The 21,479-nt window shown below is 42.7% G+C and carries 19 protein-coding genes; 9 read left to right on the plus strand and 10 right to left on the minus strand.

Features of this window, described 5'->3' with window-relative positions:
• The first annotated feature begins 152 nt into the window (after window positions 1-152).
• The 3 genes from BDE36_RS00005 (at window position 153) to BDE36_RS00015 (ending at window position 2,346) form a co-directional block, all read left to right on the plus strand.
• On the plus strand, window positions 153-1,031 hold the full coding sequence (locus tag BDE36_RS00005; RefSeq protein WP_141813263.1) for an IS3 family transposase: 879 nt from the start codon (window positions 153-155) through the stop codon (window positions 1,029-1,031).
• A 304-nt stretch (window positions 1,032-1,335) separates the two neighbouring features.
• Complete coding sequence (locus BDE36_RS00010) at window positions 1,336-1,977, plus strand: DUF6266 family protein (protein ID WP_141813264.1); 642 nt, start codon at window positions 1,336-1,338, stop codon at window positions 1,975-1,977.
• A 36-nt stretch (window positions 1,978-2,013) separates the two neighbouring features.
• Window positions 2,014-2,346 (plus strand): phage holin family protein, encoded by a 333-nt coding sequence (locus tag BDE36_RS00015; RefSeq protein WP_141813265.1) that lies wholly within the window; start codon window positions 2,014-2,016, stop codon window positions 2,344-2,346.
• Window positions 2,347-2,382: 36 nt separating this feature from the next.
• On the opposite strand, the gene BDE36_RS00020 is transcribed toward BDE36_RS00015, so the two are convergent.
• The 6 genes from BDE36_RS00020 to panC form a co-directional block, all read right to left on the minus strand.
• Window positions 2,383-3,798: a M1 family aminopeptidase gene (locus tag BDE36_RS00020; protein ID WP_244939599.1), complete on the minus strand. Its 1,416-nt coding sequence runs from the start codon at window positions 3,796-3,798 to the stop codon at window positions 2,383-2,385.
• Window positions 3,762-4,499 carry a M1 aminopeptidase family protein gene (locus BDE36_RS24055; RefSeq protein ID WP_244939600.1) on the minus strand — a complete coding sequence of 246 codons (738 nt, stop codon included), beginning with the start codon at window positions 4,497-4,499 and terminating at the stop codon, window positions 3,762-3,764. The genes BDE36_RS00020 and BDE36_RS24055 overlap by 37 nt, the downstream gene beginning before the upstream one ends.
• Window positions 4,500-4,527: 28 nt before the next feature.
• Window positions 4,528-5,796, minus strand: a complete 1,269-nt coding sequence (locus BDE36_RS00025) for a peroxiredoxin family protein (RefSeq protein WP_141813266.1) — start codon at window positions 5,794-5,796, stop codon at window positions 4,528-4,530.
• Between the two features lie 70 nt (window positions 5,797-5,866).
• The gene (rfaE2, locus tag BDE36_RS00030; protein WP_141813267.1) at window positions 5,867-6,361 is read right to left on the minus strand and encodes a D-glycero-beta-D-manno-heptose 1-phosphate adenylyltransferase; all 495 of its coding nucleotides are present in this window, start codon (window positions 6,359-6,361) and stop codon (window positions 5,867-5,869) included.
• Window positions 6,362-6,442: 81 nt separating this feature from the next.
• Complete coding sequence (panD, locus tag BDE36_RS00035) at window positions 6,443-6,793, minus strand: aspartate 1-decarboxylase (protein ID WP_128769875.1); 351 nt, start codon at window positions 6,791-6,793, stop codon at window positions 6,443-6,445.
• 214 nt (window positions 6,794-7,007) lie between these two features.
• Window positions 7,008-7,847, minus strand: coding sequence for a pantoate--beta-alanine ligase (panC, locus tag BDE36_RS00040; protein WP_141813268.1), 840 nt, complete (start codon window positions 7,845-7,847; stop codon window positions 7,008-7,010).
• Between the two features lie 289 nt (window positions 7,848-8,136).
• On the opposite strand from panC, the gene BDE36_RS00045 reads away from it, so the two are divergent.
• Window positions 8,137-8,961, plus strand: coding sequence for a glycogen/starch synthase (locus BDE36_RS00045; protein ID WP_128769873.1), 825 nt, complete (start codon window positions 8,137-8,139; stop codon window positions 8,959-8,961).
• A 170-nt stretch (window positions 8,962-9,131) separates the two neighbouring features.
• On the opposite strand, the gene BDE36_RS00050 is transcribed toward BDE36_RS00045, so the two are convergent.
• From BDE36_RS00050 to BDE36_RS00060, 3 genes are all read right to left on the minus strand, one after another.
• On the minus strand, window positions 9,132-10,667 hold the full coding sequence (locus tag BDE36_RS00050) for an IS1182 family transposase (protein WP_141813269.1): 1,536 nt from the start codon (window positions 10,665-10,667) through the stop codon (window positions 9,132-9,134).
• A gap of 175 nt (window positions 10,668-10,842) precedes the next feature.
• Complete coding sequence (locus tag BDE36_RS00055; RefSeq protein WP_141813270.1) at window positions 10,843-11,898, minus strand: Kelch repeat-containing protein; 1,056 nt, start codon at window positions 11,896-11,898, stop codon at window positions 10,843-10,845.
• Between the two features lie 4 nt (window positions 11,899-11,902).
• Window positions 11,903-13,273 carry a DUF4270 family protein gene (locus BDE36_RS00060; RefSeq protein WP_128769871.1) on the minus strand — a complete coding sequence of 457 codons (1,371 nt, stop codon included), beginning with the start codon at window positions 13,271-13,273 and terminating at the stop codon, window positions 11,903-11,905.
• A 466-nt stretch (window positions 13,274-13,739) separates the two neighbouring features.
• Between BDE36_RS00060 and BDE36_RS00065 the strand changes: the two genes are divergently transcribed.
• From BDE36_RS00065 to BDE36_RS00085, 5 genes are all read left to right on the plus strand, one after another.
• Window positions 13,740-14,873, plus strand: coding sequence for a sensor histidine kinase (locus BDE36_RS00065; protein WP_141813271.1), 1,134 nt, complete (start codon window positions 13,740-13,742; stop codon window positions 14,871-14,873).
• Window positions 14,873-15,577, plus strand: a complete 705-nt coding sequence (locus BDE36_RS00070) for a LytR/AlgR family response regulator transcription factor (RefSeq protein WP_141813272.1) — start codon at window positions 14,873-14,875, stop codon at window positions 15,575-15,577. Before BDE36_RS00065 ends, BDE36_RS00070 begins: the two co-directional genes overlap by 1 nt.
• Before the next feature lie 294 nt (window positions 15,578-15,871).
• Complete coding sequence (locus BDE36_RS00075; RefSeq protein WP_141813273.1) at window positions 15,872-17,236, plus strand: DUF4270 domain-containing protein; 1,365 nt, start codon at window positions 15,872-15,874, stop codon at window positions 17,234-17,236.
• 184 nt (window positions 17,237-17,420) lie between these two features.
• Entirely contained in the window at window positions 17,421-19,256 is a 1,836-nt protein-coding gene (gene glmS, locus BDE36_RS00080) for a glutamine--fructose-6-phosphate transaminase (isomerizing) (RefSeq protein WP_141813274.1), read from the plus strand.
• 367 nt (window positions 19,257-19,623) lie between these two features.
• Entirely contained in the window at window positions 19,624-20,568 is a 945-nt protein-coding gene (locus tag BDE36_RS00085) for a hydrogen peroxide-inducible genes activator (protein WP_128769866.1), read from the plus strand.
• 265 nt (window positions 20,569-20,833) lie between these two features.
• On the opposite strand, the gene BDE36_RS00090 is transcribed toward BDE36_RS00085, so the two are convergent.
• Window positions 20,834-21,436 carry a superoxide dismutase gene (locus tag BDE36_RS00090; protein WP_128769865.1) on the minus strand — a complete coding sequence of 201 codons (603 nt, stop codon included), beginning with the start codon at window positions 21,434-21,436 and terminating at the stop codon, window positions 20,834-20,836.
• Window positions 21,437-21,479 lie beyond the last annotated feature (43 nt).

Genomic DNA, 21,479 nt, shown 5'->3' on the forward strand with positions numbered 1-21,479 from the left:
CACAGGAAGCTTCGTTTACTTCAAAGGAACTGGCTGCGCTTGAAAAGAAGCTATCCCTTGCAGAGATGAAGATCGCAGCCCTTGAAAAAAGTCATTGCTATGGCCAACGAAGAATACCGGACAGATCTTAAAAAAAAAGCTGTTACCAGGTGATGGCCGAACTGCGGGGAACACGCAAACATTATAGCTTAGCCAATCTTTGCGCGGCATTTGGTTATACCAGGCAGGCCTGGTATAACTATTTAAAAAGATCAGAACTTCAGATTTTTCAGGAGCATATTGTATTGCAGAAAATTAAAGAGATTAGAAAGGAACTGCCTAAAACCGGCTGTATCAAACTTTACAAAGAGCTCAATAATGGTTTTTTGCAGGACTTAGGGATAGCAATGGGCAGAGATGCTGTATTTGACCTGGTTAGAGAGAATGGGATGCTTGTCAAATCCAGCAAAAGGCATGTGTGTACTACCAATTCCTATCACAGGTATAGAATTCATCCTGATCTGGTGCAACGAAGGCATCCACAGCACGCTGAAGAAATATGGGTGAGTGACATTACTTACATTACCACCATGTCCGGATTCAACTACCTGTCTTTAGTAACAGATGCGTACTCAAGAAAAATAACAGGGTACTTTCTGTCAGTAAACCTCAAAGCTGAAGGATGTATAAAAGCACTCGATCAGGCACTAGCTGCAAGGATATATCCTGAAAACACATTAATACATCACTCGGACAGGGGCACGCAGTATTGTTGTGATGATTATGTGTCCAAACTCAGGCAAAGGGATATCCAGATCAGCATGACACAAACCGGCAGCCCCTATGACAATGCCATCGCAGAGCGTATTAACGGAATACTTAAAACAGAATTTGATCTTTATAAAACCTTCAAATCTCATAGCCAGGCAAACGCAGCAGTGGATAAGGCCATCTTTAATTATAACAACCTGAGGTTACATGCAAGTTGCAGCTACCAGACTCCGGAACATACCCATAATCAAGAAAAAACAAATCAAATCACCTTAAATTAAAGTTATGTAAACAAATAACAGAAAGAAAACTTAACATTGTAAACCCAACACAGTTATAATAACTTTTGCTGTAAACACAGAGTAGTAACAACATTTCTTATTGTAAACTTATTCCAGTATAGGACAGACAAGGCCCGCGTTTAAAATAGCGCGCACCTCTATCGCACCTTTCGCGCACTTTATTCGCACATCGTTCGCTCGGTAAGCGAATAAAGCGCGATTAAGAACCTTTCTAAATACGAAAAATGAGCTGTCTATTTCAGAAACGGTCCTTAACTTTATTATACTAAAACTTAATTCGCCAATGGCTCGTTTAGACAGAAAGGGCTCTTTCAGATTACATGGAAAGCTCGACACCTCCGTTTTCTGCACCTGGAGGGATATTGATTATATGAGACGCCTTCCCAACAAAACAAAAAGTGAACCGTCTCAGGCACAGATTGCCAACAGGGCTAAATTTGCGTTCGTTCATGACTGGCTCGAAAGCATCAATGACCTCATTAAAGTAACTTTTGACACCTATTCGCCCAAAATGACAGGAAGAATGGCAGCCCAATCTTACACCATGAGAAATGCCGTTAAAGGGGAGTATCCTGATTTTGAAATTGATTACCCTGCGGCCCTTATCAGCTGCGGACGTTTAGCCGGGGTAACCAATCCAAAGGTGTCGTTACCTGAGCCGGGTATTCTTCAAATCAATTGGGATAAAATTGTTGCCGACCGGGGCAAAAGCCATTGTAATGACATTTTGGTATTCGCGTTGGCTCCTGAATCAGAAAATGTTACGTTTACAGTTGGACAGGCAACCAGGGATAAGGGTACGTACTTATATAAAATCCCCAGGGAGTTTATCGGCAAGACTGCTTATGTTTATATTGCGTTTAAATCTTTTTCAAATAATGACGTTTCTACCAGTCAGTACCTTGGATCGATAATCCTTGAATAACAGCGAAGGGAGGAATAATATTTTTAACTTTGTGTTATGCGAATTATTATAGAAATACTTTTAACGGGCATAGCCGTGTCGGTTGCTGCTTTTCTTGTACCAGGTGTTTATGTTGACGGTTTTCTGAATGCTATTATTGCAGGCCTTCTTATCGCTTTGGTCAATGCGACTATCGGAACCCTGTTACGGCTTTTCACCCTGCCAATAAATATCCTTTCTTTAGGCCTAATGTCTTTCATTATTTCTGTGTTGATGGTGCTTCTGGTCGACAGCTTTATGAAAGGGTTTAATACATCGGGATTTCTTTCAGCCCTGATATTTGCTGCTGTCCTGTCTTTAATAAAAATGGTGTTTGGCGCGTTGAAGTAACAATTATTTCGATCGCTGTCTATACAGATAAGTACTTTATTTTTCCGCCAATGCATTCTGCACGCTTGGAGCTTTATCGCTTTGTACTTTTTCTAACACTGCCCTGTTGTCTCTGCTCTGAAAAACTTTCTTTAATATAGCTACAGCTCCCGCCCGAACATATGAACGCCCGTCATTCACTGCCATACTTTTTACTTTATCGTAAAGTCCGGCCTTTTCTTCGTCGTTTAATTTCGGGATAAAGTTAACAGCCCGTAACCGCAGTTCCCAGTTTTTATCGTCCAGTGCTTTTATCATAGTTTCTCTGGCTGCTTTTTCGGCAGGCATTTTTTCAAGCGCCTGCAAAGCTTCCAACCTGTCCATAAAAAGGGGAGCATGGGTATACTGGAAAATATTCTGCGATAAAGTCTTTGCTTCCTTCTTAGTGGCAAGCAGATATTTTTCGGCATCTACATTCACCAGCTCTGGTTCGGCTGGTACGTCAAAGCTAAAATTCTGAGATTGTTTGTCTGCCACAACTTCCTTACGCTCAGTATTACCGGATACATAAATATCTATGGCCATAGGCAAGCGATATAATGGAACTTTACTAAGGTCCTGCTGCTGAACTACGCTTACGATTACCTTCTTTGCTGCTGCATCGTACCGGGTATCGATCTTCAACACTGGATGCCCGGACGCCAGGAACCATTGGTTGAAAAACCAGTTAAGATCCTCGCCTGTCACTTCCTCAAAGGCCATCCTCAAATCATCTATTTCGGCAGTCTTATAGGCGTTCCTTGTCAAATAGAGGTGAAGGGATTTAAAAAAGGCTTCATCGCCCACTGTTTTACGTAACATGTGAAGAATGCGCCCACCCTTCTGATAGCTCACTGCATCAAACATCTGATCGCGATCGGCGTAATTAAAACGGATCACATCGGCATCTTTCCCCTGTGTAGAAGTAAGGTAAGTTTGCAAATCCTTCCAGCCATACTGGTCGGCATGGTCCCTCCCATACTTATGTTCATTCCAGAGATACTCACCGTATGTGGCAAACGATTCATTAAGCGGAAGGTTCGCCCATGATTCGGCAGTTACCAGGTCGCCGAACCAGTGGTGAAACAGCTCGTGTGAGATGATATCTTCATAACTCTCGTCCAGATACTGTTCTTTCGTCATATTCATCCTTTCAAACAGAACGGTTGCTGTAGTATTTTCCATCGCGCCGCCCTGAAAGTCGCGCACAACGATTTGGGAATATTTTTCCCATGGGTAAGGTACGCCCGTTTTATTTGAGAAGAACTCTATCATCCCGGGAGTTTTACCAAAGATGAGCCTCGCGTTTTTGGCGAAAGCTGGCTCCATGTAATAGCTTACTTCTTTACCCTTCCAGCTGTCCTTCACAATGTCGAATTTGCCTGCGGCAACCATGGTCAGGTATGTAGAATGGCGGTTTGCTCCTGGCGCCATGTGTCGGTGCGTGTACCGTCTCCATTGTCTGAGGAGAAATCCAGTATACCGTTTGAAAGAGTGACCATGCTGTCGGAACAGTGAGACTGATTTCCTGGGTCATCTTCTCGTTGCGGCCAATCGATTGTAGGAAACCAGGCTGAGTTCGACTCTGTTTCTCCCTGCGTCCAGAACTGCCTCGGTTTATCGGTTTCCTTCCCCCGGGGGTTAATAAAGTAAAACCCGCGGTCGCCCGATGAGTTAATGTCTTCGCCCACCTTTAGTTTATCGGGCATGGCTACATACTGGATATACAGCGTGTACTTTTCATCCCGGGTATACACTTTATCAAGAGATATCCTGAGCTTCTTGCGATCATAAGTATACTTCAGGGGCTTGAGACTTTCGTCCTTGAGAAGCAATGCTACCTGCTCTACTTTAAATCCTTTGGCATTTAATATTACCGAATCGGAGGAGTAAAACCATGGCTTCGCCTGTATAAAAGCCTTACCTTTAACATAGGCACTGTCCCAGTCGAACTTAAGGTCGAGCTTCGTGTGGATAATATCGGTTAATCTGGGGTAGCTGCCTCTATATATATTCGCGCCCGGAGCATTGGCACTTACAGTAACGGGATCCATCACCACCTTCTGTGTGGTTGAACACGATATTGAAAAAAATATGCACAGTGCTATGCAGCACCAATAATTCTGTATTTTCATTAAAAAGCTTGTCTTTTACCGGTATATATCAGGACTCCCGAAGCAAATCGTTTATCTGTTTTTCGAATTCCATAACAAAATCAGTGTAGTGTTTACCGGTACCCGGGCCACTGAAGCCGGTGTGAATACTTCTGACTTTCCCCCTCTTGTCGATAACAATCGTGGTGGGGAAGGCTTTAAACTCATTCAGGGCCGGCATACTTTTCAAAGCTTCTTTGTTGGTATACCCGGTGAGAAGAATCGGATAGGTTATATCAAGCCGGTCTCTCAGCTGCTGAAGACTCTTTTTTGAGCGTTCGGTATCTGTAGTTCTTTCATAAGCCAGTCCAACTACTTCCACTCCTTTGCTTTTATTCTTTTTATAAAAGGGGGCGAGGTATCCGGATTCATCCATGCAATTAGGGCACCATGAACCCAGGAACTGAACTATAACTACCTTGTTTTTAAACCGGGAACTGGAGAGAGAAACGTTATTGCCATTCAGGTCGGGGAAATTAAAATCTATTGTTGAATAGCCCGGCTTAAGCCTCGTCAGCGAGTAAGCATCGGGAAGCATCGCGTTAGGGTCTTTTTTTGCAGTCCAGTTATCTACTGATGAAAGACCCGCATAGAACTTCCCGTCTATAATCGTATTACCTTTAACCCTTCCGGTGAACAGGAATGCATGTGATCCGTCAAACGTAGACAGGAAAAGCTTATCGCCCGAAAGTGCCCCTTCCAGATAGCGGTAGTCGCCTGTAGTGGTTAAAAAAGTGCCTGTAACTTTTGTAGAATCCTGAGTAAACTCACCGACAGCAATAGTGGTATCCTTTCCGTCGGAACTTACAAATGTGGACGACCATCTTCCGGTAACATTCTGCCCTGATCCGTCACCTGAAACAAGGAACCTGCTTGTAACACCATGTTCTGCAGCAAACTCCATTGCTACCTCTTTACCAGGCAGATGCCTGATCCACTTCCCGTTCAGGCCCGAAGAGCTAAACTCAGCTTTTATTTCTGAGTCGAACAAGGGTAGCTTAATCGTAACAGAATCATTGCTTACACTGATATCGTCTACCCTGAACCGCTCGCCGGCATTTGTTATATAAATTACCTTTCGGCCGCTGGTATCGCTCACAATAAAATTAAAAGGAATCTCGGTTCCCGATTCAGTCTTCAGGGTAGCTCTCCAGGTGCCATTTTCCAAACCTTCTGATGATTTACCGCAACTGAAAAAAAGCGTTGCCGACCACAAAAGAGCAATTAGAAAAGAGTAGATTTTTAAATGATTTGCTTTACGTTTTATTTGATGAGGCATGTTCTTAATGTCTAATCCACAGTGAATTTCATGAATAGTGTAATCTAGCAGCCATCAGCAAAAATAAATATTACTTTGCTTCGCGTATTTTTCGTTCGATCGCTGTAGTAGAATAACCGTCTATATATGTAATAGTTTTTACTTCTCCGCCGTTTTGCATTACCACATCAGCGCCTACAATCGTGTCGATGGTATAGTCAGCACCCTTTACCAGGATGTCTGGCTTAATGGCCGTTATCAGATTCAGAGGAGTAGCTTCTCCGAACAATACTACTGCATCTACAAAGAAAAGTGAGGCAAGGATTAAAGTTCTGGAATGCTGATCGGTAATAGGCCGTGCCGCCCCTTTCAACTCGGATACGGACTGATCCGTATTTACGCCAATAATGAGTTTATTTCCCATGCTGGCTGCTTTCGCAAGATAATCTATATGGCCCAGATGCAGCAGATCGAAACAACCATTTGTAAAAACAATCTTGTTACCCTGAAACTTCCAGATGTTCACCATGGGCAGAAGCTGATCAAGACTTCTTACCTTGCTATTCACAACATCTAATTTATCCATTAGCGGCTCTCCTGTTTAATGAGTGCAATCTACACAAACATATATAAAATCCGGAGCAATATAGAGGTTAATGTACAACGTCTACCTGATCAGATGATTGTTATCATCTGGAAAAACGAGAATTGGCTGATACTTCCTTGCTTCGTCCATTGGAAGGGAACCATAAGACATAATGATCACGATATCGCCAACCTGCGCCAGCCTCGCACATGAACCATTAAGGCAAACTATGCCTGAGCCTCTTTCGCCTTTAATCACGTATGTTTCAAAACGGGCTCCGTTATTGTTGTTTACAACCTGAACTTTTTCATTGGGAATGATGTTCGCGGCGTCTATTAAGTCTTCGTCTATAGTGATACTTCCCACATAATTCAATTCAGCCTGCGTTACCTTCACCCGATGTATCTTCGACTTCAAAACCTGAATAATCATAAGGCAAAATTACTAAAAGTGTTACAAGTTATATGCTTCAAGTTGTAAGCGGGAGGTAATATTATTAGTATCAGGTATTTAGTATCAAGTATCAAGAGATACGGGTTGTAAGTTGCGGGTTGTGAGTTGTGGGAGGCAGTTAGCTTTCGGCGATCAGTTTACTGGACAAGTCCATAATTTATAACCCATAATTCATAACACAATAAGCCGACTGCTACTTCAGCAAGATGTTGTCAATAAGACGGGTTTCACCTACTTTTGCGGCTACAAGAGCAACGATACTGCCCACATCTTTCGATGTTGCGGGTTGCAGGGTTTCTGCGTCGTAAATTTCAAAGTAGTCGAGTTCCACTCCTTCGCTTGCTGATAAAAACGCGATAGCATCTGATTTAAGTTCATCAAGGCTCTTCACACTAAAGTGATCCTTTGCACTATTCAGCGATGCCGACAGAGCGAGGGCATTATGCCTTTCGCTGGAGGAAAGGTGGATATTGCGCGAACTGAGTGCCAGGCCATCCTCTTCCCGTTTTATCGGACACATCACTAGTTTAACCGGGATGTTCAGCATTTTAACCATGCTCCGGAGAATCAGAACCTGCTGAAAATCTTTCTGACCAAAAAACGCGACATCTGGTTTTACAATGTCAAAAAACTTCTTCACAACCTGCGTTACTCCCTGATAGTGGCCGGGCCTGATTTTTCCCTCAAGTACATTTTCCAGATATCCCAGATCGAGATGCCAGCTTTCTCCGGGTTCGTACATCTCTTCGACTGAAGGCAGAAATAAAATATCTACATCGGCACCTCTTAGCTTTTCAATATCTGCGTCTACAGGTCTAGGGTACTTCTCAAGATCGGCAGGATCATTAAACTGGGTAGGGTTTACAAAAATGCTGCAAACAATTACATCAGACTGTCGTCGTGCAATATCTATTAATGATAAATGCCCCTCGTGTAAGGCTCCCATAGTTGGAACGAAACCTATACTTTTTTTCTGCTCCCTCAACTCATTAAGGAATTTTGACAATGCTGACTTTGATGTAAATATTTTCAAATTAATAAAAGCTATCAGCCGTGGGCAATTAGCAATCAGCTCTGTGCCTACCACTGTTTTTATGATATTTCCGTTCAGCAAGCAGTTCCGGAAAACAGATCTGTCTGCTACTGCAAATTAAGCAATAAAAACACTTCGTGTTAGTGCCTTTTTGCTTTATGTTTCAGCCGGCAAAGGTGCTGATTACAAAAAAAATATGCAAGACTCTTGCGTAAATCGTTGATATATCATAATATAATGAGTATATTTGCAGTCCCAAATTCTATTCTTAAACATTTAACATTTGGAGATGGCAAAAACGAAGTTACTGTTTATTACCCACGAGATGTCGCCTTTCCTCGAGTTAACAAAAATTTCTGAAATTACCAGGCAACTGCCCCAGGCAATGCAGGACAAAGGATTCGAAATCCGGATTCTGATGCCGCGTTTCGGCAACATTAATGAGCGCCGCAACCGCCTTCACGAGGTCATCCGCCTTTCAGGAATGAATATCATCATAGATGATAATGATAACCCGCTGATTATTAAAGTCGCATCAATACCTTCAGCTCGTATGCAGGTATATTTTCTTGACAATGAAGAATATTTTCAGCGAAAGCAGGTTTTCAGAGACAACTCAAACAAGTTTTTTGAAGACAATGATGAGCGCACAATTTTCTTCTGCAAAGGGGCACTTGAAACTGTTAAGAAGTTAGGCTGGTCGCCCGATGTAGTTCATTGTCACGGCTGGATGACAGCCCTGGTACCTGTCTATTTAAAAACCACTTATAAGGACGACCCGACTTTTAAAAACGCGAAGGTTGTTTATTCGGTTTACAATAACTGCTTTACAGAAAAGTTCGACAGCGACTTTTCAAGGAAAGCAATTATGAATGGCATGAGTGCAAAGCATACAGACATGTTTAAAGACGGTGACTGTGATTCTTTGCACATCGGCGCTATTGCTTATTCCGACGCCGTAGTTTACGGAGGTCCGGAAATCAGTGAAGAGGTAGTAAGTTTTGTAAAGAATAGTGAAAAGCCGGTTCTGGAATATGAGAACACGCTTGACTATGAAAACTATTATGGCCTTTACGAAGAAATAGCGAACGAGGATCTTGTTTCGCTTGCCTAAAGGCAAGTATTAATTCAGGAGCGCAAGCGCTGAACAAAAAAAGAGGCCGTATCATAATTCAAATGATGCGGCCTCTGTATTTGTTGCCTATTAAGGTAGTGCAAGATGAATTTGGGCAAGCTGTGGATAATTTGCTTTTCGGGGTCGAAAACCAGTCAAAAAGCAGCTTTTCACCCTGCTTTTTTCCTTAAGTTTTGTGCAATTGCAATCAAACCCCATTCGATCTCCACTTTTTCCTTACCCCGAAGCATGAACCTTTTGAAACCATGGTTCTGTTTAATGTTTCCGAAAGTTGGTTCCACATCAAAGCATCGTTTCTTTCGCCGCTGTAGGCCTTCTTCACTGTTTAACAGTTCATGTGCCTTTTGCTTAAGCCGGTTCAGATTTACATTGACCTCAATGATCCTGTTGGCGCTTGATTTATGACAAGCACCGTTGAGCGGACAGTTAGCGCAATTGCCCGCCTGGTATCTTTTTACTGTTTGCTCAAAACCGGTGCTTGTTCGTTTTCTACTTGTCCCGATGAAATTCATCTGCCGGCCCATCGGACAGATGTAACAATCTTTCTCCTGGTTATAGAAAAGCTTGCTTGCTGCAAAAGGCTGTTTGTTATTGTAGTTTTCATTTTGCTCTTTATCGAACATCCCATACTTTACAAAGGCAATGGTTTGCTTTTGTTCCAGCAGCGTGTAGTTTTCTTCAGATCCGTACCCGGCATCCGCGGTGAGCTTTTCAGGTGCTTTGCCAAAGCTGGCTTCATGCTGCGTTAAATGAGCATTCAGCGTATTGGTGTCTGTTGTATTGGAATGAATGGTATAATTGACAATGAACTGGTTGGAGGTAGATATCTGAACATTATAGGCGGGTTTTAACTGACCATTTTTCATGTGGTCTTCTTTCATCCGCATGAAAGTAGCATCCGTATCGGTTTTACTAAAGCTGTTCCTTTGGCCCAGGATCTCTTCCTGATGCTCATATTTTTCTATATTCTGCGGGTAATGTTTAGTAATATACTTCAGTTTAGCCTTCACCTTTTTATCTGCATTATCTTTTGCGGCCAGCTTTTCGTTAAGCTGATCTACGGCAGCTTTTACTTTTTCGCTGTTAATTTCCGTAAAATCAGGCGGCTCAGGCATCTTGTCTTCTTCCGAGGCTACCTGTTGTGCATACTGCCATATCTCAGTCAGTTGCTTTTTCATCTTCTCTTTATTGGTCTGAATCGACTTCTTCCAAACGAAGGTGTACTTGTTGGCATTGGCTTCGATCTTCGTTCCATCCGTATTAATCTCCTCTATGCTCAGCAGCCCTTCTTCCGACAACAGCTTTACCACCTCTTCAAACACACTGCGCAGGGCATGTTTCAAGCGCACACCCCGGAAACGGTTGATCGTATTATGATCGGGATAGCTCATCGAACTTAACCACATGAAGTAAATACTTTCCTTACAGGCTGCCGCCAGTTTACGGCTGGAATAAAGGTTGGTAACGTACCCATAAACCACCACTTTAAGCAGCATTTGAGGGTGATAACTTGAACTTCCCCTAATGTGATAAGCTTTTAAAAGCGGCTCTATATTGAGCTTGTTAATGACCTCATTTACAACCCGGACCGGATGCCATAAAGGGATCAATTCTTCAAGGGTTGGTGGGAGTACCAGAATTTGTGCCTGATTATAGGGCTTGAAAACAGGTTGCTTTACCGCCATCTTTTATCTGATTATACACTAAATATATGAAAATCAGATTATTAAATCAAATAATCAATGGTAAAAATCCTGAAATATTAAAAATAAAAAGAGGCTGCACCATGATTTATGATACAGCCTCTTTTTTTGTTATTGTCAAATCATCTAAACAGAGGCAGTGATTCTTTTGGCTGCATTAATCATCGTCGGATGCATTGGGATCAAACATCCACAGATCGTCGGTACCACTTGTACTCGATCCACCGCCAGTGGTGATATATCCTTTTCCGTTTATGGCAAATCCCGTGGCTCCGTATCTTGAACTTCCCTCAAAGGTATCCACATCTTCCCATAGATCTCTGTCGGGGTTATACCTCCAGCTCGTGCTGGACGTTCCGCTTCCCATCCCGGTAGTTAAATAACCGTAATTTCCGATGGAGAATGCTACTGCCGAATACCGCTGCAGATTATAATTGTAGTCGTCGTTTTCCTTGATCTCCTTCGTTTCTTCATCATCCCCGTCAGGATAAAGAGAGATTTTGCGCGTCCATGTGTCTTTAGAGGGATCATAGGCATAAAAAGAAGGAACGAGTGCTCCGTTATTCTGTCCGCCGCCCACGTAAGCGATATTGCCGATTACGAAAGAAAATGCCATTACCCTCTTGGTTTTTATATTGGAGATTTTCTCCCATCCCGGAGTTGACTTAGATGGATCGTATTTATAAAAGTCCTGCTGATCATTATTCCCATCGGTGCCACTGCCGACGTAACCGATGTTATTGATGGAAAAAGACACAGCATAATAACGACCGCCAGCACCAGGGAAATCAGCTATCTTTGTCCATTTGTTAGTTCCCGGATCATATTCATAGAAATCCTTGTATTTCTCATCGGTCAGCGAATTACGACCTAAACCAACATATCCTTTTCCTCCTGCAGAAAAGGCAACCGCATCTGTTCTGGGAGCGCCAGGAAACGTTGCTATTGTATCCCAATTATCGCGCGCAGCGTCGTAAGACCAAAAATCGGCCAGATGTCTTTTATCTGTTGAACTGGCACCGTAATTATATCCCGTTCCTACATAGGCAATATCGTCGATAACAAAAGAAACAGCTCCCCGCCTTGAAACACCTCCAAAGTCGGACTTCCTGATCCAGTCACCCGCTAAATCATCGTCATCATCACTGCTGCTACATCCTGCAAAGAGGGTTAGCAAACAAAGGAAAAAAGCGCCCGTGAAAAGTTTATTCATAATCCTATAGTTTTAATTTTGTATATGTAACTCTTAATTTGATTTTTACGTCGGCATTGGCCTGAGATCCTACGATCAGGCGATTAAAGGTATTTTGCAGGTCTGCAACCGGCACAGTGAGCAGGAGCGAGGTATTATTGTATTTTGAATAATAGCTTGAAATATACTCAGTCAGAGGAAAACTATACGACGCCTTCCCTTCAACATAATCGCTGTACGTTAAGTATAGGGCTGACTGGCTAGTCTGCGGATCCGACAGTATCTGGGTGGGCCGATTGTTTTTATCGGCAACCAGAAGCACCAGTTGGGCCGGCCTTTCAAAAGGCAGATAATGAGGAGCCCCGGGTGTTTCAACCAGTAGCTCTGCTTTATTGATAACGATATCGCCACCTGAATTTAAAAACCGGATATAGGGTATTGATATCCGGGTAACCAGACCCGCCATCGCCTGAATATAGGTTTTGTCGGATGTAAGGTCAGAAGAAACAACTGTATTGGATAAGCCTATATCTTTTAACTTAGTAGCGCTCCTGTCGGCATCAAAGTGATTGAACTGGTAGTTGTTATCGTACAGACTGAACGCCATCTCCTGTTTTTTCTTATTCCCTTCGCCATCTACATAGGAGTAATAGATCTTTACACTAACGGAATCTCTGAAGCCAACAATAGCGTTTCCGACGCTGGTTCCGGGCTTAAGCACCATTCCCTTAAAATAATCGAGAAAAAGGTCGGTATTAGAGAGAAGAGTACTCTCCTCTTTTACCAGGTTGAAGAACGACTTCCCCATGTTATCTGGCAGGCGAAGCATCAAACTGTCGGAACCCGGTTTCGGATAATAGGAGAGAGTAGCCAGTGGAGCAGGATCATGCCTGAACTTTGAGCGGTTATAAAATGTGGCTGAACTTGAAAACACATTCTGCGCCTCCGATGAAAGGTAGTCGGACACTTTGGGCAGTACAAGGCGCTCCGAAAGCTGGTAAACTGATATGTCCTGCTTCTGCAGAGTGTCGCCATAATAATATCCCGAGTAATTTAGCCTGAGCCTGACCGAATCAAACACAGCGTCGGTGGGGAGTGAAGAAGTGTTAAGACCCGAGGGCGAAATCTGAAAATAACTGGATGAACTGATAATGCCGAGCTCAGGGTCATTGATCCTTCCTACCAGCAACACTCCTTTCCCAGCGGACGGAAGAGAATCGAGCAGCATCGTTGCTGTGCTTATTGTAACAGTATCGGTGATATTCGCAAACAATGTCTCATCCTCGCCAATTCCAATAGAGCTGTTCTTTTCGCAAGATGCAAGTACAACCACTAAGGTTAACAAACCAGCAAACCACTTTAACAATTGCATGCACCGTCTGATCGAATTATCCATTTTTACTCCCTTAAGAATTTTTGAATTGGTGTCAAATATGCGGTCCCGTTTTGTGCTTTAAATGAATTTTAACATAGTTTAACTCAGCAGCAGAATCGGAATCAAAACATTAACACTTTTTTACTATTTAGCAGGGAAAGCGACAATAATTCCATCCTTTCCTTAACAGGTTTCACATTTTCAAAATGAAACAGCCGGTCTTTGCATAAAAAACTCATAAGCGGCTAATCACTTTCATTTTTGACCACGAATTTATAGAGTATCAGATCCACGTTTTAAGAAATGCGATCTAGGACCGCATTTGCGAGACCATTATCAGAATTTTGGCGAGAATACAAGATCCTTTGGCAGTAGAACAACCTTAATAAAAAGCATAAATAGATGAAATCCGGAGATTAGTCGTTATAATAGAACCTTTAATCTTATTTATCCGTAAATAAGCCATTTAGTATCTATTTTAGCGTGGATGAATAAGATCAAGTTGCAGAACTGGCTACAGGAAGCTATCCCGCTGCTGCTCTGGCTGGGCTTCGTGTTGTTACCTTTTTTGATGCGTTCGGCGTCCATGCCCGCCTATGTACGCACTCATTTTCTGGAGAATATCTTCCTGACTAACCTACTGTTGCTAGCTGTGTTTTACCTTCATGCCTACGGAATTTACCCGCTTAGAAAAAGAAAGAACGGCATCTGGTTGTATGTACTTGCTTTGGCTGCTTGCATGGCTGCTTTTATGTTCGTTTCACAGCGAATATCTCCGGGCCCCCAACCGGCTGTTCTTGCGGAAAGGGAAAGGGCAAGAGCATTACCATACCCAGGCAGCTTTCAGCACAGGGATAGTTTGCCAGGGCCGGAACATTTTCCACGCCCCGGTGGCGAGCCTCCTATGAAGGTACGCCTTTTATTCCCGGGCTTCCGGATAACCCCTTTCTTCTTTGTCATCCTCTGCAGCTATTGCTACTGTATTCTTAGAGATACCACCAAGCGGGAAAGAGCTCTAAAAGAACATGAAAATGAAAATCTGAAAACGGAGCTTACCTTTTTACGTTCGCAGATCAGTCCTCACTTTATGTTCAACGTGCTTAACAGCATGGTTTCGCTGGCCCGCAAGCAATCTCCATTGCTCGAAGCTTCACTTATTAACATGTCGAACCTGATGCGTTATATGTTGTATGAAAGTAATGGCAAACTGGTTTCGCTAAATACAGAACTGGAATATCTAAGAAATTATATCGACCTGCAACTGTTGCGCTACGGCGATTCGGTAAGACTTAACTTATATATCAACGGACAAGCGGAGCATTATCATATAGAACCGATGCTTCTTATTCCTTTTGTGGAAAATGCTTTTAAACACGGTATTTCGATGATTAAGGATCCTCTTATTGATATATCTGTTTCTGTTAACAATGAAACAGGTGAATTGCTCTTTAACGTTGTAAATAACATTAGTCCCCAGGAAAACAAGGATGAAGGAGAAATTGGAATTGGCCTTGCTAACGTAAAGAGGAGGCTTGCGCTATTGTATCCTGAAAAGCATCATTTAAAAATTGAACGGGCTAGAAACCTTTTTAATGTCGAACTTCAAATTAAACTTACATAATGAACTGTCTGGTTGTTGATGACGAAAAGCTGGCACTTGAACTTTTGGAAGATAACGTCAAAAAGGTTCCCTTTCTCTCACTGTCATTTTCCTGCCGGAATTCAATGGAGGCATTAGAGGTTTTAAAGGAGAATAAAATAGATCTTATATTTCTGGACATCAAAATGCCGGGACTAACGGGACTCGAATTTATACAGACGCTTCAAAACCCACCTTTGATAATTCTTGTAACGGCTTTTGAACATCATGCACTTGAAGCTTTCAGTCTGAATGTAGTAGATTACCTGGTTAAGCCAGTTGCCTTTAACCGTTTCCTCCTGGCGGCTAATAAAGCTCACGACCTGTTTATGCTCAGACATCCACAACAAAGCGTTCCTTTACAGAATGACCATATTTTTGTGAATGCCGGCTATTCCCTTGTGAAAGTCCGATTGCAGGACATTATATACATTGAGGGTCTCAGGGATTATGTACGAATACATCTGATTAACGACAATGTGGTAACCACACGGATCAGCATGCGGAGCCTTGAAGAGAAACTAAATCAGCAGTTCTTTATGCGCGTTCATAAATCCTTCATTATCTCGCTCGATAAGATTGAATCGGTTCAAAAATACCGCCTGGTTATTCAGGGCCGTGAAATTCCGGTGGGAGAGTCCTACAGAAATACACTTCAGTCGTATATCACAACGCGCAATATATAGCGAACAATACGGATAGTCGTCCGGGACCTGAACCTTGCTTCTATTCGAATTGTCTTCGGCATCCGCAAGGCTATTTCTTTTTTTCTATTGACTGTGCATTCCAGGCACAACTGAATGGTCTCTGGCATTACCGGGCCATTTCGGGCCACTATGTTTGAAACATACCGACTACCTGTTCGTATGCCAGGCGTACATATCTTAACATTTTTGCTATGAACCACTTATTTGGTGCTACGAAATACTAATTTTAGTTATCTTAGCGCCAATAATTTAAAGAGACGATAACAAAGGCCAATGAAATATTTTGTACAGGGCTTATTAATCACATTAATAGGTCTTTTTGCTTTTAGCAGCTGTCAGAAATCTGACTTAATCGGACTGGATATAAATCCGCAGGATTCCATTAACGGAAAATATATAGCAAATTATAATGTAAATACTGTTACCGTAAGAGACGACAGTGTTAATACGTTTAATATAGGCCAGTATCCACTGGGTTCTTTAAGCGATCCGGACCTTGGCACCACTGAAGCTGGTATTGCCATGCAGTTAAGTTTACCTTCAAGCGGATTCACCTTCGGCACTGGTCCAATACTTGACTCTGCTGTATTGGTAATGCGTTATGGGAATGATTTTTATGGCGATTCGCTTAATACATCTTACAAAGTAGACGTGCATGAGCTAACTGAGAAATTTGGAGCGAATTATTACAGTAATAAAGTCTGGAGTATCGGTGAAAGCAAGGGATCTAAAGAGGGCATCAGGAATTTCGCCTGGAGAGACAGTATTCGGATCACGCAAATCGTAAAGGGCGGACCCGATACTTTGGTGAAAGTTGCGCCTCAGTTAAGGATTAAGGTAGATACTGCTTACATAAGGGCAAAGATCGTAAATGCCGGAACCTCGAACCTTGCAAATAATACTGCTTTTGTCAACCACCTAAAAGGCTTATACCTGAAGGTTAGCAAAGCTGCTGATGCAACAGGTGGTATTGCATTTCTGAACATGGCTGCTACTGATGTGGTCGCCAGGTTGGATGTTTTCTATAGAAACACCAATTCTTCCGGAGGAAAGGATACGCTTACAGCGTCGTTCAACGTAGCCGGAGAGGCGGCATCCATTAAGCATAATTACGAAGGAACAGCAGTAAAAGCACAGCTTGATGCTCCTTTGCAAACGTTCAGCACGGTGTACGTTCAGCCGATGGGCGGCTTGAAAACGAAAGTGACTTTTCCGGATCTTAAGAACTTAAAACAACTCGGCAATATCGCTATAAATAAAGCGGAGCTGGTAGTATATACGGGAACCAGCACCACCAGTATTCTGGAGCCGTCTCAGGCATTAACCTTGTATCAACCAGACATTGCGGGCCAGAGGCAGAGTTTGCCGGATCAGGTATCATATTGGGGCGGATCGTCTTATGACAGCACAAAAAAACGGTATATCTTTAACCTCAGCACTTACGTTCAGCATGTCCTTTCAGGAAAATCGGAACAATATCCGGTGTATATTATTCCATCTGACGTTAGATTTATATCTCAACAATCGAGGAATATCTCTACGATAGCGACAACGGCATCCAGGTCTATCCTGGCAGGTAAGGATCATCCCGAGTTTAAGATAAAGCTAAATATTTACTATACGCTTCCGCATCAATAGCTGCAAAAAAGGGCCATGCCTGCATTTTTGGCCGCTTAAGCGGTAGATTTACAACACTATAAATGCGTCTCACTATTTGTCGGGACGCATTTATAGTATGATCTCTATTCGCTACACTGATAATATACCTTTCACGCTTTATCTTTTTGATTAAATTAGCCCCCCTAAATCATTTAATAAAACCATGTGCGGAATTGTTGGATATATCGGCCATCGTGATGCATGGAGCATCATCGTTAAAGGCTTACACCGGTTAGAATACCGGGGATATGACAGTGCAGGCATTGCCTTATTAGACGGCAGCCTCAAAACTTATAAGAAAGCAGGAAAGGTAAGCGAACTTGAAGAGTTTGCTGCAGGAAAAGATAAAACTGGTACTATAGGCATGGGCCATACCCGTTGGGCGACCCATGGAGAACCTTCCGACCGGAATTCTCACCCTCACCAGTCAGGCGACGGAAGACTTTCTATCATTCATAACGGCATCATTGAGAATTATGCTACCTTAAAAGAAGCTTTACAGGCCAAGGGACACGTTTTCAACAGTGATACGGATACAGAAATTCTGGTACATCTGATTGAAGAGGTACAGAAGGCTGATAATCTTGACTTGGCAGAAGCGGTCAGGGTAGCATTAACAAAAGTTATCGGTGCCTACGCTATTGTTGTGATGAGCCAGGATGAGCCAGATCTGCTGATTGCTGCCAGAAAAGGAAGTCCTATGGTGATTGGAGTTGGTCAGAATGAATATTTCATAGCTTCAGATGCGTCGCCGATAGTAGAATACACCAAAAACGTGATCTACCTGAAGGACAACCAGATTGCCGCAGTGTCAAGGGATGAAATTATTGTTAAGAGTATCGATAATATCATTCAGACTCCGTCCATACAGGAACTGACGCTTAAGCTTGAAATGCTTGAAAAGGGCGGATTCGACCATTTTATGCTGAAAGAGATCTACGAGCAACCGCGTTCGATTAAAGATTGCATGAGAGGCCGCATCTATCCGAAAGAAGGAAAAGTACAGCTGGGCGGAATTAAGGACTATACCGAAAAGCTGAAAAATATTGACCGCATTGTCATTATAGCCTGCGGAACTTCCTGGCATGCCGGCCTCGTAGGAGAATACCTGATAGAAGAATACGCAAGGGTTCCGGTTGAAGTAGAATATGCGTCAGAATTCCGTTACCGTAATCCCATTATCTCTGAAAAGGATCTTGTTATTGCTATCTCGCAGTCTGGTGAAACGGCCGATACAATGGCTGCTATTGAATTAGCGAAAGAAAAGGGAGCCACCATATTTGGTATCTGCAATGTAGTTGGCTCATCCATTCCCCGTATCACCCATGCCGGAGTCTATACCCATGCAGGCCCTGAAATAGGCGTTGCTTCTACCAAGGCATTTACTGCACAGGTTACCGTGCTTACTCTTATGGCTTTATATATCGCACAACAGAGGGGCTCTATTCACCAGGGTGAGATGGTAAAGATGCTGACAGAGCTTGATGAGATCCCTTCGCTTGTTGAACAATGCCTTAAATCGAACGACACGGTTCTAGCCATATCCGAAAAGTTAAAAGATTCAAGGAACTGCCTTTTCCTCGGAAGAGGAAGCGGGTTTCCCGTTGCGCTCGAAGGAGCCTTGAAGCTGAAAGAAATATCCTATATACATGCCGAAGGTTATCCTGCGGCCGAAATGAAACACGGTCCGATAGCGCTGATCGACGAAGATATGCCTGTTATCTTTATTGCGACAAAGAATTCGTCGTATGAGAAAGTGATAAGCAATATCCAGGAAGTGAAGGCCCGTAAAGGGAAGGTTATCGCCATTGTTACCGAGGGCGATAAAGAGGTTAAGAAAATGGCTGATTATGTTATCGAAATACCAGACACTAACGAGGCTTATTTACCTCTTCTGGCAACTATCCCCTTACAGTTACTTTCATACCATATCGCCGTGCTAAGAGGCTGCAACGTAGACCAACCCAGAAATCTTGCTAAATCGGTGACGGTGGAGTAGAGATGTGGGTTGTGAGTTGAAGGTTGTGAGTTGTGGGGGCGAAAGGGATTGAAAGCTGAAAGGGAAAAGCAGAAATGTGAAAGCTACACAACAAATCTTTCACGTGAATTCAGGGTTTCCGATAAGAAAAAAGAGGCTTACAAATTTGTAAAGCCTCTTTGTAATTAAAAACCCCAATATTCAACATAAACATAATTTCTTCGAGCCCCGCTATGCATTCTCATCTGCATGAGCAGATTCCTTATAATCTATTTCTAAAAGAAGAGTGTCAAGCGTAAAACCGACTTAAGCGCCCTGCGATGCAAGTATCAGGATAAATAATTAATATATAAAATCGATAATTACTATCTTTGTATAGATAAATACTATGACACTTGTACAACTAGAATATATTGTGGCGGTCGATACCTATCGTAGTTTTGGTGTGGCCGCTGAGAAGTGCTTTGTTACACAGCCCACTTTGAGCATGCAGGTCCAGAAGCTCGAGGAAACATTAGGAGTAAAACTATTCGACAGAAGTAAGCAACCGGTTGTACCTACCGATATCGGGCAGGAAGTGATTGAACAGGCGCGTGTTGTTCTGGCCGAATCGTCAAACCTCGAAGAGATCATCAGTTCTTACAAAAAAGAACTCGCAGGTGAACTTAAGGTTGGTGTTATTCCTACCGTTGCGCCCTACCTTCTTCCGAAGATTATTTTAAACTTTTCGGATAAGTACCCCAAGGTTCATATTCAGATCTGGGAATATACAACAGACCAAATAGTCAAGAAATTAAAGACAGGGTTGCTTGATTGCGGCATACTTTCTACTCCTCTGGAAGATAAGAGCCTTACCGAAATTCCTCTGTTTTACGAGGATTTTGTTGCTTATACATCTCCTTTAAACAAACTGCTCGAAAAAAACGAGATTAAAGCCCGGGATATCAACCCCAGTGAACTCTGGCTGCTGAACGAAGGGCACTGTATGCGGAATCAGGTCCTGAACATCTGTACCCATCGGGAAATGGGCAATAAGCTGCGGGCTTTTGAGTACAATACCGGGAGTGTTGAAACGCTTAAAAGAATGGTAGACATTAATGCTGGTATCACGATCCTGCCAGAACTAAGCCTCACAGACTTTTCTGAAGAGCAGCTACAAAGGGTGAAGCGTTTCAGCAAACCTGTTCCTGCAAGGGAAATGAGCATTGTTACTCACCGTAACTTTCTAAAGAGGGGAATTATCACTGCTCTTGAAAAAGAAATTATTGAATCGATACCTCAACATATGCTGAGCAGAAACAAAAAAGAAGTAATGGAAACTTCAATAAATTGACAATGGACAATGGACGGTTGACAATGGACAGTTCATTTTTATCTTTTGAAGAAGCTGAGCATCCAGTAAATTAAAACCAAAACACCTATAACAACAAAAATACTAACGTAATAGCCTGCTTTAAAAATATCTGTTATTAGCTGGCATGAAGACAGTAAGCTTATTGCTGATAGTAACAGCGGCCCGGTTAAATATTTCAATTTTCTCTCCATAAAAAAAAGCAGTGTATTCGTAAATACACTGCTCCCTTAAAAGTTCTTTTAACTTACTTTTTAAAACGCTCTGCAACTGCATTCCAGTCAACTACATTCCAGAAAGCGGCAATGTAGTCGGGGCGCTTATTCTGATATTTAAGATAATAAGCATGCTCCCACACGTCCATTCCTAAAATCGGAGTACCCTTTACATCGGCAACATCCATTAAGGGATTGTCCTGGTTAGGAGTAGAAGAAACCTGCAATTTGCCGTCGGCAGCTACCGAAAGCCATGCCCAGCCGGATCCGAAGCGCGTAGCACCTGCTTCACTGAACTTCTTTTTGAAATCTTCAAATGAGCCAAAAGCTTCATTAATAGCCTCTGCAAGTTCGCCAGTAGGCTCGCCTCCGCCATCAGGAGACAGCACGGTCCAGAACAAGCTGTGATTATAGTGACCGCCGCCATTATTTCGCACGGCAGCAGGGAAGCTGGAAATGTTTGCCAGGATATCTTCAAGCGATTTGCTCTCAGCATCTGTTCCGGCCAGCGCTTTATTTAAGTTGTCAACATAAGCCTGATGGTGCTTACCATGGTGAATCTCCATAGTAGCTTTATCAATGTGCGGTTCAAGCGCGTCTGATGCGTATGGTAACGCAGGTAGTTCGAAAGCCATAATTTATATATTTAAAAGGTTAAACATTTAAGCCAGTACAAAG

Source organism: Arcticibacter tournemirensis (genome assembly GCF_006716645.1).
In the GTDB taxonomy this organism is placed as follows: Bacteria; Bacteroidota; Bacteroidia; order Sphingobacteriales; family Sphingobacteriaceae; genus Arcticibacter; species Arcticibacter tournemirensis.

Excerpts from the sequence above, each read along its gene's own strand:
- BDE36_RS00050 (WP_141813269.1), bottom strand. The coding sequence starts at position 10,667 with ATGGCGGTAAAGCAACCTGTTTTCAAGCCCTATAATCAGGCACAAATT.
- BDE36_RS00055 (WP_141813270.1), bottom strand. The coding sequence starts at position 11,898 with ATGAATAAACTTTTCACGGGCGCTTTTTTCCTTTGTTTGCTAACCCTC.
- BDE36_RS00005 (WP_141813263.1), top strand. The coding sequence starts at position 153 with ATGGCCGAACTGCGGGGAACACGCAAACATTATAGCTTAGCCAATCTT.
- glmS (WP_141813274.1), top strand. The coding sequence starts at position 17,421 with ATGTGCGGAATTGTTGGATATATCGGCCATCGTGATGCATGGAGCATC.
- BDE36_RS00090 (WP_128769865.1), bottom strand. The coding sequence starts at position 21,436 with ATGGCTTTCGAACTACCTGCGTTACCATACGCATCAGACGCGCTTGAA.
- BDE36_RS00060 (WP_128769871.1), bottom strand. The coding sequence starts at position 13,273 with ATGGATAATTCGATCAGACGGTGCATGCAATTGTTAAAGTGGTTTGCT.
- rfaE2 (WP_141813267.1), bottom strand. The coding sequence starts at position 6,361 with ATGGATAAATTAGATGTTGTGAATAGCAAGGTAAGAAGTCTTGATCAG.
- BDE36_RS00015 (WP_141813265.1), top strand. The coding sequence starts at position 2,014 with ATGCGAATTATTATAGAAATACTTTTAACGGGCATAGCCGTGTCGGTT.
- BDE36_RS00085 (WP_128769866.1), top strand. The coding sequence starts at position 19,624 with ATGACACTTGTACAACTAGAATATATTGTGGCGGTCGATACCTATCGT.
- BDE36_RS00010 (WP_141813264.1), top strand. The coding sequence starts at position 1,336 with ATGGCTCGTTTAGACAGAAAGGGCTCTTTCAGATTACATGGAAAGCTC.
- BDE36_RS00065 (WP_141813271.1), top strand. The coding sequence starts at position 13,740 with ATGAATAAGATCAAGTTGCAGAACTGGCTACAGGAAGCTATCCCGCTG.
- BDE36_RS00070 (WP_141813272.1), top strand. The coding sequence starts at position 14,873 with ATGAACTGTCTGGTTGTTGATGACGAAAAGCTGGCACTTGAACTTTTG.
- BDE36_RS24055 (WP_244939600.1), bottom strand. The coding sequence starts at position 4,499 with ATGAAAATACAGAATTATTGGTGCTGCATAGCACTGTGCATATTTTTT.
- BDE36_RS00045 (WP_128769873.1), top strand. The coding sequence starts at position 8,137 with ATGGCAAAAACGAAGTTACTGTTTATTACCCACGAGATGTCGCCTTTC.
- BDE36_RS00025 (WP_141813266.1), bottom strand. The coding sequence starts at position 5,796 with ATGCCTCATCAAATAAAACGTAAAGCAAATCATTTAAAAATCTACTCT.
- BDE36_RS00075 (WP_141813273.1), top strand. The coding sequence starts at position 15,872 with ATGAAATATTTTGTACAGGGCTTATTAATCACATTAATAGGTCTTTTT.
- panD (WP_128769875.1), bottom strand. The coding sequence starts at position 6,793 with ATGATTATTCAGGTTTTGAAGTCGAAGATACATCGGGTGAAGGTAACG.
- BDE36_RS00020 (WP_244939599.1), bottom strand. The coding sequence starts at position 3,798 with ATGGCGCCAGGAGCAAACCGCCATTCTACATACCTGACCATGGTTGCC.